Annotated in this window: 13 protein-coding genes; 12 read left to right on the top strand and 1 reads right to left on the bottom strand. The window is 38.2% G+C overall.

Translation table 11 applies throughout. The features are described 5' to 3' along the window. The first annotated feature begins 27 nt into the window (after positions 1–27). The 11 genes from RE409_RS23225 (at position 28) to RE409_RS23175 (ending at position 12212) form a co-directional block, all read left to right on the top strand. Positions 28–1383, top strand: coding sequence for a DHA2 family efflux MFS transporter permease subunit (locus RE409_RS23225; RefSeq protein ID WP_252431036.1), 1356 nt, complete (start codon positions 28–30; stop codon positions 1381–1383). 241 nt (positions 1384–1624) lie between these two features. Next, positions 1625–3691, top strand: a complete 2067-nt coding sequence (locus RE409_RS23220; protein WP_309558144.1) for a BglG family transcription antiterminator — start codon at positions 1625–1627, stop codon at positions 3689–3691. After that, positions 3688–3954, top strand: coding sequence for a PTS sugar transporter subunit IIB (locus RE409_RS23215; RefSeq protein ID WP_056520029.1), 267 nt, complete (start codon positions 3688–3690; stop codon positions 3952–3954). Before RE409_RS23220 ends, RE409_RS23215 begins: the two co-directional genes overlap by 4 nt. Before the next feature lie 17 nt (positions 3955–3971). Then, positions 3972–4238, top strand: a complete 267-nt coding sequence (locus tag RE409_RS23210; protein ID WP_053347686.1) for a PTS sugar transporter subunit IIB — start codon at positions 3972–3974, stop codon at positions 4236–4238. Positions 4239–4268: 30 nt separating this feature from the next. Then, positions 4269–5537: a PTS ascorbate transporter subunit IIC gene (locus RE409_RS23205; protein WP_053347685.1), complete on the top strand. Its 1269-nt coding sequence runs from the start codon at positions 4269–4271 to the stop codon at positions 5535–5537. A 249-nt stretch (positions 5538–5786) separates the two neighbouring features. Beyond that, positions 5787–6992, top strand: a complete 1206-nt coding sequence (tnpB, locus tag RE409_RS23200) for an IS200/IS605 family element RNA-guided endonuclease TnpB (protein ID WP_201250400.1) — start codon at positions 5787–5789, stop codon at positions 6990–6992. A 95-nt stretch (positions 6993–7087) separates the two neighbouring features. Continuing rightward, positions 7088–7939 (top strand): HAD family hydrolase, encoded by an 852-nt coding sequence (locus tag RE409_RS23195; RefSeq protein WP_201223050.1) that lies wholly within the window; start codon positions 7088–7090, stop codon positions 7937–7939. 391 nt (positions 7940–8330) lie between these two features. Beyond that, positions 8331–9305, top strand: coding sequence for an ABC transporter substrate-binding protein (locus RE409_RS23190; protein ID WP_201250401.1), 975 nt, complete (start codon positions 8331–8333; stop codon positions 9303–9305). An 85-nt stretch (positions 9306–9390) separates the two neighbouring features. After that, the gene (locus tag RE409_RS23185; protein WP_201186677.1) at positions 9391–10395 is read left to right on the top strand and encodes a FecCD family ABC transporter permease; all 1005 of its coding nucleotides are present in this window, start codon (positions 9391–9393) and stop codon (positions 10393–10395) included. Next, positions 10392–11405, top strand: coding sequence for a FecCD family ABC transporter permease (locus tag RE409_RS23180; protein ID WP_201223053.1), 1014 nt, complete (start codon positions 10392–10394; stop codon positions 11403–11405). Before RE409_RS23185 ends, RE409_RS23180 begins: the two co-directional genes overlap by 4 nt. A 15-nt stretch (positions 11406–11420) precedes the next feature. Further along, positions 11421–12212, top strand: a complete 792-nt coding sequence (locus tag RE409_RS23175; protein WP_057214114.1) for an ABC transporter ATP-binding protein — start codon at positions 11421–11423, stop codon at positions 12210–12212. Positions 12213–13107: 895 nt separating this feature from the next. Here the strand turns inward: RE409_RS23175 and RE409_RS23170 are convergent. After that, the gene (locus tag RE409_RS23170) at positions 13108–13506 is read right to left on the bottom strand and encodes a helix-turn-helix domain-containing protein (RefSeq protein ID WP_201186675.1); all 399 of its coding nucleotides are present in this window, start codon (positions 13504–13506) and stop codon (positions 13108–13110) included. Positions 13507–13725: 219 nt separating this feature from the next. Between RE409_RS23170 and RE409_RS23165 the strand changes: the two genes are divergently transcribed. Next, positions 13726–14715 carry an asparaginase gene (locus RE409_RS23165; RefSeq protein WP_309558143.1) on the top strand — a complete coding sequence of 330 codons (990 nt, stop codon included), beginning with the start codon at positions 13726–13728 and terminating at the stop codon, positions 14713–14715. The last annotated feature ends 10 nt before the right edge of the window (positions 14716–14725 follow it).

Raw genomic sequence — 14725 nt, 5'->3', positions numbered from 1 at the left:
CATAAAAATATTAAAACAGGACCCATAATGGCTGCTCTTTTGGTAGCAGGCTTTGTTGGGCTATTTAGTGAAACCGCATTGAATATCGCCTTAGGTGAATTAAGCCAAATTTTTGGCGTGGATGCGACGACAATACAGTGGCTTGCAACAGGCTACTTTTTAACGCTTGGTATTTTAGTGCCGGTAACAGGAATTTTAATGCAAAAATTCACAACACGCCAAATGTTCATGGCGTCTTTATTTTTTTCAATCATCGGAACGGTTCTCGCTGCAGTAGCACCGGTTTTTAGCGTGTTATTGACAGCACGTGTCATTCAAGCGGCTGGACTGGCGATTATTTTGCCATTGACGCAAAATGTCATTTTTACGATTTTTCCACCGAATAAACGTGGTGGGGCAATGGGTGTGATGGGCTTAGTCATTTTGGCAGGTCCGGCATTCGGTCCTACATTGGCAGGGATGATTTTAGATACGTTATCATGGCATTGGATATTTTGGATTACGATTCCGTTCTTATTATTCTCCCTTATCTTTGGCTATTTCTATATTCCGAATGTCAATGAAACTCGACAAGTATCAATCGATATCCTGTCAGTTGTGTTATCGACGATTGGTTTTGGAGGAGTTGTATACGGTGTAAGTGTAGGCGGGGATCACGGTTGGACGAGTACGACGGTATTTGGCACGATCATCGTTGGGTTGATCGCCCTGATTCTCTTTGCAATTCGACAAACGAAGATGGAAAACCCAATGTTGAATTTAAAAGCTTTCAAGTACCCACTATTTGTACTTGGTCTTGCGATGAACATGATTACGTTCCTTAACATGTTATCGATGCTGGTTGTGTTACCAATGTATATGCAAATGGCTTTATTGGTATCTGCGTTCGCCACTGGGCTGATTATGCTGCCTGGTAGTCTATTAAACTGCGTTTTTGCCCCAATAATCGGGCGGCTATTTGATAAATATGGACCTCGTGCCGTGATTACACCAGGAACGATTCTCGTTGTCATTGGCTACGGGCTATATGGAATGTATGGTACAGAAACAGCACTATGGATTATGGTTGTTACGCATATCGTGATGATGCTTGGTATTGGTATGGTACTTGCTTCAGTACAAACGAATACATTGAATGCATTGCCAAAACAATTCTATCCAGATGGTATTGCGATTACGCAAACCTCTCAACAAGTAGCAGGGGCAATTGGTATAGCGGTCATGGTTTCGCTATTCTCAGCGAAGCAAAATGGCTACTTGACTGATGTGGCAAATGATTTACCGGCAGCTGCTGCCTCAGGTTCATCACTTGTATTTAAAATTAGTTTAATTTTCGCCATCGTGAATGTGGTACTTTCATTGTTCATGAAAAAACCGAAGTAACATATGCTCAAAGTATTATATAAGCTTAAAAAAACAGGTCACCGTCTAGTAGGTGATCTGTTTTTTATTTTATATAAACGCTTCTTTCTCTAACGTAGTAGTATTTATTCATGAGCCATAATGTGCACAAATGTTTATAGAGTATATTGTTGTGCAGTCCATGTGACAACAATCGGACTTAGAAACGATTCATTTTCAATAAGAAGTAAGATATCGTAGAAGCAGGGAGAGGGATAAGAGAATGTTTTTAGATGAAAGAAGCGCCAATTTACTAAAACTATTACAGCATTCGCCCATTTCAAAAATGAAAGAACTTGAAGCACAAACCGGTCTGACAAGAAGGCAAATACAATATGGCCTGAATAAAGCGAATGACTGGCTCCAATTTCAAGGATATCAGCCCATTCAATATAATCGTGAAACAGGCTATTCCTTTTCTGGAAACATCAGAGATGAAGAATTGAACGTAAAACTGACAAAACGCAATTATATATTTTCAGAGACAGATAGAGAAAAAGTATTTTACCTCATGATTTTACTAAGCCAGGAAGAATTATCGGTCTATCATTTCCAATCGATCACAGGGCTTTCTCGAAATACTGTGTTGAAAGATTTAAAGCGGCTTAAGGAGAAAAACAGGAACATAGCGCTTAAGATCCAGTATTCCAAACAAGATGGTTACGTGATGAAGGGTGAAAGTCGATTAAAGAGATATATCATCGAACATCTCGTACATGATGTACTGAACAGCCCAAATAGTGAATTGATCTTGGAGTGCATATGGGGAAATCAAGAAAAACAAATAAGCTCAATCCGGTTACAGCTTGAAAGAATCGAGCGTAAATTGGGCATTACCTTTACGGATGAGCGGCTTCATGAACTGACATATTTGTTTTTATGTACAGATCAGCTCATTGGAAAAGGAGAAGAATTACAATCTGATCAGAGCTGGGCGCCTTTTGTTACAACTGAAGAATATAAAATGGTTGAGGAAATGACCAAAACCGATGCTTTTCAATCAGTATGGAGCGAAACGGAAAATTTATACGCAACCTTACATTTACTAAGTATGAATAGAACGAAGGATATTTCCCCACTTAAGGATGATGAAGTCATTCAACATCTTTTGCAGGAGATTGTAGAAGAGTTTGAGAGATTGGCTTTTGTTCATTTACATGATAAAGAACAGCTATGCCAACAATTGTACGTTCATTTTAAACCGGCTTATCATCGTCTAAAATATGGGCTCCCACAAATGAATCTGATGACAGAACGGGTGCAGAAGGTCTATCCTGAACTGCATCATCTGACCAAAAAATCTCTATGGTTATTAGAAAAAGAGATTGGCCGTTCAGTATCTGAAGAAGAAATAGCATACTTTACTATTTATTTTGGCGGATGGCTGCGCAAGCAAGGGACAACATTGGATGATCGAAAAAGAGCGATAGTTGTATGCCCGAATGGTATAGGAATCAGCAATATTCTCATTTATACATTGAGAGAATTGTTTCCGGATATTTTATTTTTGGATGTTCTGTCTGTTCGAAATGCCGCTGATTATCGACTGTCGTACGATCTTGTTTTTTCAACGGTGCATATGAGAACAAAAGCAACTTTATTTGTTGTACCGCCTATTTTAGAAATGCAGGACAAACATAAGCTGCGTCAGCAAGTCATGCAGGAATTGTATGGGTATACGACGGACAATGTAGATGTTGCAGCATTATTAAAAGTCATTTCCAAGTATGCAACCATTCATGAACCGGATCAGCTTGAAAAGGCACTTCAATCAAATGTGTATAATCACACACCAAAAGTAACCCAATTTTCTTTAAAGGAGGCAGAGAAGCCTGTGTTAGAAGAATTACTCAACATACAAACGATTCAATTAAAGTCGCATGTTTCAGATTGGAAAGAAGCCATTCAAGTCGCGGCCAAGCCTCTCGTGGATTTAGGAACTGTCGAAGAGCGATATGTGGAAGCCATGATTGAGGCTATAGAAACGAATGGCCCATATGTGGTCATCACGCCTGGAGTGGCCATACCTCATGCGCGTCCGGAGCAGGGAGTTCGCTCTTTATCCATGAGTCTGTTGAAATTGGACGAACCTGTGGACTTTGCGCCAGATAAACCGGTCCGGCTGATTATTGTTTTGGCAGCTGTAGATAACGATTCGCATTTGCGGGCATTAATTCAGCTCACTCAATTATTGAATGAACCAGCTAATATTGAGGAGATTTTACAGACTGCAGATAAATCTGTACTTATGGAGTATGTTCATAAATATTCAAAGGAGGAAGCGGAATGAAAATCATGGTAGTGTGCGGAAACGGATTAGGCAGCAGTTTCATAATGGAAATGAATGTGAAAAAAGCATTAACGGAAATGGGGAAAACAGCTGAGGTAGATCATACAGACCTTACATCTGCAAAAACAGTGCAAGCGGATATTTTCCTTGGAGCAGCGGATATTGTAGGCCAGCTAGATGATGGAACCCGAACAATCGTTACGCTTGAAAATATGATGAGCATTCCTGAAATCAAATCTAAATTAGAGTCGCATTTAGGATAAAAAAAGGAGAGATTGATATGAAGAAAATCATGGTAGTGTGCGGGAACGGTTTAGGCAGTAGTTTCATTATGGAGATGAATGTGAAAAAGGCATTAACGGAAATGGGAAAAACGGCTGAGGTAGATCATACAGATCTAACATCCGCAAAAACGGTACAGGCGGATATTTTCCTTGGAGCAGCGGATATTGTAGGTCAACTTGATGATGGGACCCGTACGATTGTTACCCTGGAAAACATGATGAGCATTCCTGAAATTACATCGAAATTAGCGTCACACCTATAATAAAAAACAGAATGAAGAGGGGGAGAGGCAATGCTGGAACTGATCATGAATGACATCTTAGGTACACCTTCCATACTAGTAGGGCTGTTTGCTCTCATTGGCTTGCTGTTACAGCGAAAGTCCAGTGCGGATGTTGTATCCGGAACGCTAAAAACAGTTATGGGCTTCATTATCATTGGAGCGGGAGCGACAGTACTTGTTGGCGCCCTTGATATATTCAGTCAAATGTTCGATCATGCGTTCAATGTTCAAGGCGTCATACCAAATAACGAGGCCATTGTCGCTGCAGCACAAAGTGATTTTGGTACTTCGACTGCACTTATTATGGTATTTGGTATGGTTGTCAATGTTTTACTAGCTCGTTTCACGCCATTTAAATATATATTTTTAACTGGCCATCATACATTATTTATGGCCTGTTTAATTGCGGTCACCTTGTCGGTCGGAGGGCTTAACGGTGTTCCGCTTATCCTTGTCGGTTCTATTATATTAGGGGTATGCATGGTGTTGTTCCCTGCTATCCTTCAACCATACGTACGGAAGATTACCGGAAGCGATGATTTTGCCATCGGCCACTTTGGGACGATCGGGTATTTTGTTTCCGCTACTGTTGGAAAATGGTTTGGAAATAAGGAAAAGACGACGGAGCAGATTAAGGTTCCTAAATCTTTAGGATTTTTAAGAGACACTTCAGTCGCTGTATCACTTACGATGACATTGTTCTTTGTGATTGTTGCGTTGTTTGCGGGTCAAGACTATATTGAAACGAAACTATCCGGTGGTTCTAACTTCATCGTATTTTCATTCATCCAGGCCATTACATTTGCGGCCGGTGTGTACATCATTCTTGCAGGGGTGCGGATGTTAATTGCTGAAATCGTTCCTGCCTTCAAAGGGATTGCGGATAAAGTGGCGCCTGATACAAAGCCTGCGTTAGATTGTCCAACCATCTTTCCATTTGCTCCAAACGCAGTGATCATCGGGTTCTTATTCAGTTTTTTAGCTGGACTATTATCCATGTTCCTTCTTCCGGCAATAGGATTAAAAGTAATCGTTCCAGGGCTCGTACCACATTTCTTTACCGGGGCAGCTGCCGGTGTATTTGGAAATGCTACGGGTGGCCGACGTGGAGCGATGCTAGGATCATTTGCCAACGGAATCATTATTAGTTTTCTGCCGGCGGTTCTCTTGGTCTTCTTAGGAGATGTAGGGTTTGAAGGTACCACATTTGGTGATTCAGACTTCGGTGTGGTTGGTCTCTTAATTCTAAGTATTATGAAACTATTAGGATTATCTTAATCTGATATTGAATAAGGAAAAAATCATATATTTGCCAACAGCCTAAGATCTTATAGATAGTAGGCTGTTGGCATTTTTATTACATAATAGAAATTTATCATTTCCCGCCAGAAGACTCCCTCTTCAAGCGTGTGAAGGGCGAGAGCCCAACGGTAAGGGGGAGATGAATGGCCGGTTGGCATAAGCCAAAGTAATCTTTTGACAAACGTATGTTCCTTGGTTAATAATAACTATAAGGGGGTGAAACCAATGGTCGTAAACAAAGCTTATAAATTTCGAATCTATCCAACTAAAGAACAATTAGTTCTAATCAATAAAACGATCGGCTGCTCCCGTTTTGTCTATAACTTCTTTTTAGGCAAACAAAAGGAGAAAGATGCCTACTGGTATATCTGTGAAGAAATGAAGCAGAACGGCCAATTACCCTCTAATGAATGGAAAGGTTCTTTTCTGAATAAATACGCAACAATCAAAGAACTTCCAGCTTTAAAGAAAGAGTATTCTTTCCTGAAAGAAGTAGACAGTATTGCCTTACAGAAATCGGTGGAAAATCTAGCAGATTCCTATAGTCGATATTATAAAAAGCAAAACAGGTCACCACGCTTCAAATCGAAAAAGAATCCTATCCAGTCCTACACGACTAAACATACGAATGGAAATATCGGAATAATTGGAAACAAAATCAAATTGCCAAAACTCGGTCTAGTTCGTTTTGCTAAAAGCCGCGAAGTCGAAGGGCGAATCATCAATGCCACAATCAGGCGGAACCCTTCGGGTAAATATTTCATTTCCGTTTTAGCCGAAACCAATGTACAAGTACTTCCTAAAACGAATCGTTCGTGCGGTGTAGATGTTGGTTTGAAGAACTTTGCTATTCTTTCAGATGGTACGGTCTATCAAAACCCAAAATTCTTCCGGACGGTCGAAAAAAAATTGGCCAAAGCACAACGGATTCTTTCAAGGCGACAAGAAATAGCCTTGAATCAAAATAAACCATTGACTGAAGCCAAAAACTATCAAAAACAAAAACGAAAAGTGGCTATCCTACACGAAAAAATTTCAAATGCCCGAATGGATTACTTACATAAAGTTTCTACCGAAATCATCAAAAACCACGATGTTATTGGAATGGAAAACTTTCAAGTGTCGAATATAATGAAAAGTCACAAACTAGCTAAAGCTATTAGTGAAGTATCTTGGTACCAATTCAAAAAAATGTTGGAATACAAAGCAAAATGGTATGGTAAACAAATCGTGACCGTATCTAAAACGTTTGCTTCTAGCCAATTGTGTTCTAGCTGCGGTTACCAAAATAAAGACGTTAAACATCTGAATCTTCGTGAATGGGATTGTCCTTTTTGTTCTACTCACCACGATCGAGATATTAACGCAGGACTCAATCTAATGAATGAAGCCATAAGGCTTCTAACCGTAGGAACTACGGGAGTAGCCTAATTAAAAATTGGCCGATAGGCTAATGTTCTTAGGAATCCCCCACTTCAATCAGACCATAAGGTCGATAAGTGGTGGGTAGTTCAAGAGGTGATGGTATGGATTATAAAGTAATTGTACTAGATTTGGATGGCACGACACTGAATGAAATGAATACGGTGAATGAGACACTGAAAAATTACTTAATCGAACTTAGAGAAAGTGGAAAGTTGATTTTTATTGCAACGGGAAGAACGTTAAAAGAAGTAAGAGACGTTTTGCCGGCTGATTTGAAAGTGGATGGAATGGTAACTGCGAATGGAATGTCTGCATTTATTGGAAAGAAGCAGATTGTCGAACACACTCTGTCGCCTGAACTTGTGGAAGAATTGGTCGCCAAAGCAGGAGAGGGAGAGATTTATTACGAAGTTCATCCGAACGACGGATCACGGATGGCATTACTTAAAGATAAAGTCTTTATGGTTAAACAGGGTTTGGGGCCCAAGCCTGCAACAGTCGAAGAAAATGAATGGCTATCAAGACAGGATGCAATAGATGGGAAAATCCACTGGTCAGAACAATTAGATATAAAAAGTGTCGCCAAAATCTACTTTTTCAGCAATGAAATGAATGTCATTCGGAAATGGAAAGCAGATTTGGAAAAGATCAAGCAGTATAATGCTTTTACGACTGCTTCTTCTACGCATCACAACGTGGAAGTGACGGTGGAAGGTGTCTCAAAAGCAACAGGCGTTCAAATATTACTGAAGCATTTCCAGCTAGCACCGGAAAATATCCTGGCAGTAGGCGATGGAGAAAATGACCTCCCTCTATTTAAACTCGCTGGGCATTGTACGGCCATGAAAAATGCCACTGACCTTGTCAAAGAACAAGCCGATGAAGTGACAGAGTATTCTTATAGAGAAGATGGCTTGTATCGCTTTTTGAAGAAAATGTTTCAATTACCTTAAGAAAGACCCCCTTGCTGTAGAGGAAGTACCCATAACGTTCATCTATTCTATGTGTCTATCAATCTGACTTATGTAAACTTTAAAAACCCTAACTATCTCTTTTAGTTAGGGTTTTTTACGGAATTTCTAGGTCTACTTCAAGCCTTGCCTAATCCTTTCTTTTATAATCTAACCGGTTTACGTCACGAATCAGTGGTTAAAACTGTAAACGATAAAATGCATGTAGGTTGTCTTAATGGTCATAATGATTTTTAATCACAAAACTTTTTTAATATTGACGGTATCAATCTCTGACTTTATCATAACAACAGTAATGATAATCATTTTCAATTATGATTATCTCGTTGGAGAATTAGTTAAATAGGTATAGAAGACAGAAGGGGTGCAAAAAATGCGAGGATTTAATAAAGTAAGAACATTTGGAGGGGGAATATTAATCCTGTTATTTACTATTATGATGTTGTTAACAGGATGTAATACCTCTCAAAAAACGACAGAAGCAGAGAAGAAACAGAATTCTGCCGAAACAAAAAATCAAGAAATAAGAACAATTAAGCATGAAATGGGAGAAACAGAAATTCAAAATACTCCTACAAAAATCGTTACACTTGAGTTATCTTTCGTTGATTCTTTAAATGCTCTAGGAATAAACCCTATTGGAATTTCAGATGACAACAAAAAAGATATGATTACAAAACTTGTAGGTAAAGAAATAGATTATACTTCTGTAGGAACACGTGAACAGCCTAATTTAGAGGTTATTAGTTCTTTACAGCCGGATTTAATTATTGCAGATGCTGAGCGACATAAAGGTATTTATAAAGATTTACAGAAGATTGCTCCTACCGTTATCTTAAAAAGTCGGGAATCTACATATCAAGAAAACTTGGATTCTTTTAAAACGATTGCAAAAGCAGTAAATCAGGAAGAGGCCGCAGAAAAAAGGTTAAGTGAGCATGAAAAAACGATTAAGGAACTTAAATCAAAGCTTAATGTTAATTCAAATATGACGGTTTTACCTGCAGTTGTTCGAGATACTTCATTCCAAGCTCATACTTCTTCTTCTTATGATGGAGAATTGCTTGAACGTCTGGGATTGAAAAATGCTATTCAGCAAGAACAACCACATGCTGAGATGAATCTAGAGCAGCTTGTCGAGATTAATCCAGATGTGCTACTTTTAGCGAACAATGAGGGTAAGTTACTTACTGATGAGTGGAAGGACAATCCTCTTTGGAAAGACCTAAAGGCTGTAAAAAACGGACAAGTTTATAGTGTTGATCGAGATTTATGGACGAGATACCGTGGTGTTGTATCCGCGGAGGCTATTGCTAAAGACACTTTAAAAATGCTAGATGAAAAATAAAGGAACAAAAGCGAAGTAAGAGATCTAATTCTTACTTCTCTTTCTATTAGTTATAAATTTTGTTAGGAAGTGTGTTGTATAGTCAATGGATACTGTAGTTAGAAGTAAAATGAAAGTGTATTGTACGGCTATAGCTGGAATAGTTTTGTTAATTTTAGGAGTTATAACAAGTATTTCTGTGGGAGCAGCTGATATAGATGTAGCAATGGTTTTGAAGTCCTTTTTTGAGGTGGACTCGTCTAAAGAACAGACTATTATAAGGACTCTTCGTTTACCTCGAGCTTTAGTTGGAGCATTAGTCGGTGCTAATTTAGCGGTGGCGGGTGCTCTTATGCAGGCTATTACCCGGAATTCATTAGCTTCTCCACAAGTATTTGGTGTTAATGCCGGTGCCTCATTTTTTATTGTGACATCTTTTGTTTTTTTTCCTAACCTCTCTTCTGTCTCTCTAGTTTGCATTGCATTTATTGGTGCAGCAGTGGGAGGAATGGCAGTCTATTCTTTTGCTTCGGGAGGAGGAATGACACAAGTAAAGCTGGCATTGGCCGGAATGGCTGTTCACTTTTTTTTATCTTCTTTAACGCAAGGTATGATTATCTTTAATGAACAAGCGAAAGATGTGCTCTATTGGTTAGTAGGATCTATTAATGGAAAAACATGGACGCATGTTAACATGATTCTTCCGTGGTCTCTTTCCGGGCTATTTGTTGCTGTATTGTTCTCTCGATCTGTTTCTATCCTTGTATTAGGAGAAAATATGGCGCAAGGACTTGGGCAACGGGTGTATCGAATCCGCATTTTAGCAGGGATATTGGTAATTATCTTGGCAGGATCTTCTGTGGCAGTCGCAGGCCCAGTGGGCTTTATTGGATTGATTATTCCTCATATTGTTAGGAGACTAGTGGGGGGAGATTATCGAAGAATCATCCCTTTTTCTGCATTATTCGGCGCTTTACTCTTAGTTTATGCAGATATTCTCGCTCGGTTTATCGCCTATCCTTTTGAGTCGCCGGTAGGAATTGTAACAGCTATAATCGGTGCGCCATTCTTCCTTTACTTAGCGAAGAGAGGCAGGAATATTAAACAATGAAACTAAAACAAAGGTTTGTGTTGAAACCAAATGTGTACCCTTATTCAATTCTCCTTCTGCTGATGGTAACGACGCTAATTTTATCAATGGTGAGTCTAGGGTTAGGGGCCATTTATATTTCACCTTTAGAAATTATACAAAATTTATTAGGAGATGGCATTCAAAGTCAGACGTTTATTCTGCACAACTACCGAATACCTCGTATTTTGATTGCTGTGATAGTAGGTGCGGGATTGGCAACAGCTGGAGCTATTCTGCAAGGTGTTCTTCGAAATCCATTGGCTTCTCCTGATGTGATTGGAGTAACAAAAGGGGCAGGATTGGCAGCGGTTATAGTAATTGTTTTATTTCCAAAATCGCCAATTATCATTCTACCCCTTTCAGCTTTTATCGGAGCGGCTATCATGGCGGCAATTTTGATGATATTTGTTTATAAAAAAGGAGCTCAACCAAATACAATAGCTTTGGTGGGAATTGCTCTAGGGGCAATATGTCAAGCGGGCATTGAGTATTTTATGGTCAAGTTCCCAGATGATGTGAATACGACACTCTTGTGGTTGACAGGTAGTCTATGGGGAAGAGGATGGGATCAAGTATTTATATTGCTTCCATGTCTTATTCTTGTCCCGGTATTAATTGGATTAACTTCTAAATTGGATGTACTGAGCCTTGGAGACGATATAGCTACAGGTCTCGGTGAAAGATCAAAAATTCTACGATTTATATTACTAAGTGTTTCTGTAATTTTAATTGGAGTATGTGTTGCTGCAGTTGGTTCCATCGGGTTTATTGGTTTAATTGCCCCTCATATTGCTCGAAGAGTAGTAGGATCTAAATTTAAGGTTTTACTTCCTGCTTCAGCTCTCTTTGGTTCTATCTTTCTACTCGTTGCTGATAGCCTAGGAAGAGGACTGTTTCCTCCAGTAGAAATACCCGCCGGAATAATCACAGCTGTGATTGGGGTGCCATATTTTTTATATCTATTACGTCGTGAACGAAAAAAAGCATAAGGAAGGCGGGAGATTATGACAACATTATCGGCAGAGAATCTTTCTCTCTCTTATGGAACAACTCAAATCCTGGATAATATCGATTTAGAAATTCCTGAAGGTAAGATCAGTATTATCATTGGTTCTAATGGTTGTGGCAAATCTACTATTTTACGGTCTCTAGCTAGATTATTAATACCGCAACAAGGTACGATCTATTTAGATGGAAAAGCTATTCATCATCAATCTTCCAAGGAAGTTGCAAAGAAATTGGCTATTTTACCCCAAGCTCCGGAAGCTCCTGAAGATATAACTGTTAAAGAGCTATGCTATTATGGGAGGCATCCACATAAAGGCTTATTTTCCAGACAAACTCCAGAAGATCATGCTATTGTAGACCGTGCGTTATCTGCAACAAAAATGACTGATTTTGCTGATCGTACATTGGATGCACTATCTGGAGGACAAAGGCAAAGAGCGTGGATTTCAATGGCTTTGGTACAAGATACGGATCTTTTACTGTTAGATGAACCGACAACGTATCTAGATTTAGCACACCAAATTGAAATATTAGAATTACTACGAGATTTAAATGTAACTTATGGGCGTACGATTGTCATGGTTTTACATGATCTAAATCAAGCCGCACAGTATGCTGATCATCTAATTAGCATTGTTAAGGGAAAAATCTATAAAGAGGGACATCCTGAAACAGTGTTTACAAAAGATATGATTAAGGATGTCTTTGGACTAGATTGTTGTATTATTGAGAACCCTGTTGATCAAACGCCACTTTGTATTCCAATTGGTTTATCTCAAGATAATTAAAAGTATTTTGGTTCTGGTGCAAAATCTACTCCTTAGAAACATAGATTCTCAGTTTCCATAAAATTGCCAGCTTATGAAGTTTACACGAACGATTATTTAAAATTTTTTCACCAATGAAGTCCAGGTATCTTTTCCGCGTTTTACTCATGGGACTTCTAAAAGAAGATGGATAAAAATCACAATCTTATATGTAAGTACAGAACCTATTTTGATTAGCTCTATTTCAAAATGGGTTCTTTCTGTTTGATGATAAGGGGGCAATTTTTCTAGGTTTATTTGGACAGTAATCTTGATGGGGATTTGGATATCAGGCCGTGAACGTGTTTCAAAGAAGAGGAAGAAAGAAATGGAGAAAATCGAAATTCAGAAATTGTAATGTTCTGTTATAGAGAGTGGATAACTTAATTCATTAAATGATCAGACTATTTATAAGTTGGCTAGGGAATATGACAAGGAATCTTAAAAAAATCATCATACAATAGAAGAAACTTGTCAAAAAGAATCCTTTGCAAAAGGCAGCATTTCACCAAGTGATCTTAAGAATCATGCTCATCAATTGCAACCATTTCTATTTGATTCCAAAGATTTTCTAATCTTTTTGATAATATAACCAACAAAAAGGGGCTTCTTCAAGCAAAACCACTGTTTACGGTGGTTCAGCTTGAAATATTCAAATAAACCACCTACTGTTCCTGATGATAAACTTTTAGGGAAATAATTATTTTGTGGTTCTGGAGCGAAAATAAACAGATAGCAAAAACAAAATAATCTCAGTTAATGGGATTATATAATCATACTTAAAGTTGAATTTCTATGATTAGAATATTCTGTATTTTGGTTATATCTATTTATTTTGTTGAAAAAATTTGAGGTTGATTAAGAATCCATTACGGCCTTAGCCCAATGAATCTCTTGTCACATATTGTTTATAGCAGTTTCTTTCCAATTCTCGCTTAGCTCTAATAAAAGCAATAAATTGTATCATTTCCTCTTCAGAAAGAGATATTCCATCGACAGCCAGCTCCAAATTTAAGGGATCCGTTAATTCCATGAATTGAACGGACTCTGTGGAAATCTCTTTAGGCAGAAAAGTTGAATGTTCAACTCTACCTAGAATGTAGTCAATCGAAGTATCAAATAAATCAGCCATTGACTTAATAGATTCTAATGATGGACGACGATATCCGGACTCGTAACCTGCATATGTACTCTTGGCAATCCCGAGTCGATCAGCGGTGTATTGCAATGACCATCTTTTTTTCTTTCTTAATGAGATAATTCTGTTTAATATCATTTTCCAGTACTCCTTCTTTTTCTTATTCTTATACCATTATAATAATATAAAATGTACGCGAAGCGAATAATATTTTGCTTGATTTCCCTCTTTTATAAAATTATAATACAAATAGCGTTCGCGGAACGCGAATTTTAATGAAAAATGCATTTATTTCTGTCGTTATACTTATAGTAATTGTAAATACCGATATAGGTAAGTTATAGAGGAGGTATAATTATGAAGAGGTTGATGCTTCTCACGACTGGTGGTACAATTGCTTCGTTAGAAGGGAAAAATGGACTGGTTCCAGAGATGAAAGCTGATGAAATTTTAGGTCATCTACCGGGTTTAGATTTACTCTGTCAGATTGATAGTAAGCCTTTGATGAATATTGATAGTACAAATATGCAACCGGAATATTGGTCTGAAATGGCAAAATCCATCCATGAACACTACCATGATTACGATGGCTTTGTAATCACCCATGGGACAGATACAATGGCCTACACTTCAGCTGCGCTCTCATATATGTTACAAGATGTAGAGAAACCAATTGTGGTTACAGGGTCTCAAATCCCAATTGCCTTTAAAAAAACAGATGCCAAAAGAAATATCTCGGACGCAATTCGGTTTGCTTGTGAAGGGATCGGAGGAGTATATGTAGTTTTTGATGGTAGAGTCATTCAGGGAACAAGGGCCATTAAATTGAGAACGAAAAGCTATGACTCGTTTGAAAGTATTAATTACCCTTATGTTGCTACTATATATAAAGATAAAATAGAGTATAATAAGTCTGTTCATTTATCAAAGAATAAGGAAGTTAAATTAGATACTTCCCTTTGTACAGATGTTGCTTTGGTAAAGTTACATCCTGGAATTAAGCCAGAATTCTTTGATTTTCTGAAAAACGATTATCAGGGGATTGTAATAGAAAGTTATGGAAGCGGCGGTATTCCATTTCACGGAAGAAACATTTTGGAGAAATTGAATGAATTGGCAGAGTGTGGAATATCTGTTGTCATTACTACTCAATGTTTAGAGGAAGGGGAGGATATGGATATATACGAAGTGGGGCGTAAAGTAAATCAGAATGTAATCATTCGTTCCAGAAATATGAATACAGAAGCCATCGTTCCTAAATTGATGTGGGTATTAGGCAAGACACAGGATCCACAAAAGGTGAAGGAAATGATGGAAACACCAATTGCAGAAGATATTACATTTTGAAACATGGGGG

It is taken from the genome of Peribacillus sp. R9-11 (assembly GCF_031345095.1).
Classification (GTDB): domain Bacteria; phylum Bacillota; class Bacilli; order Bacillales; family DSM-1321; genus Peribacillus; species Peribacillus butanolivorans.
The sequence above is the reverse complement of the archived record's forward strand: the minus strand, read 5'-3'. Positions and strand labels throughout refer to the sequence as shown.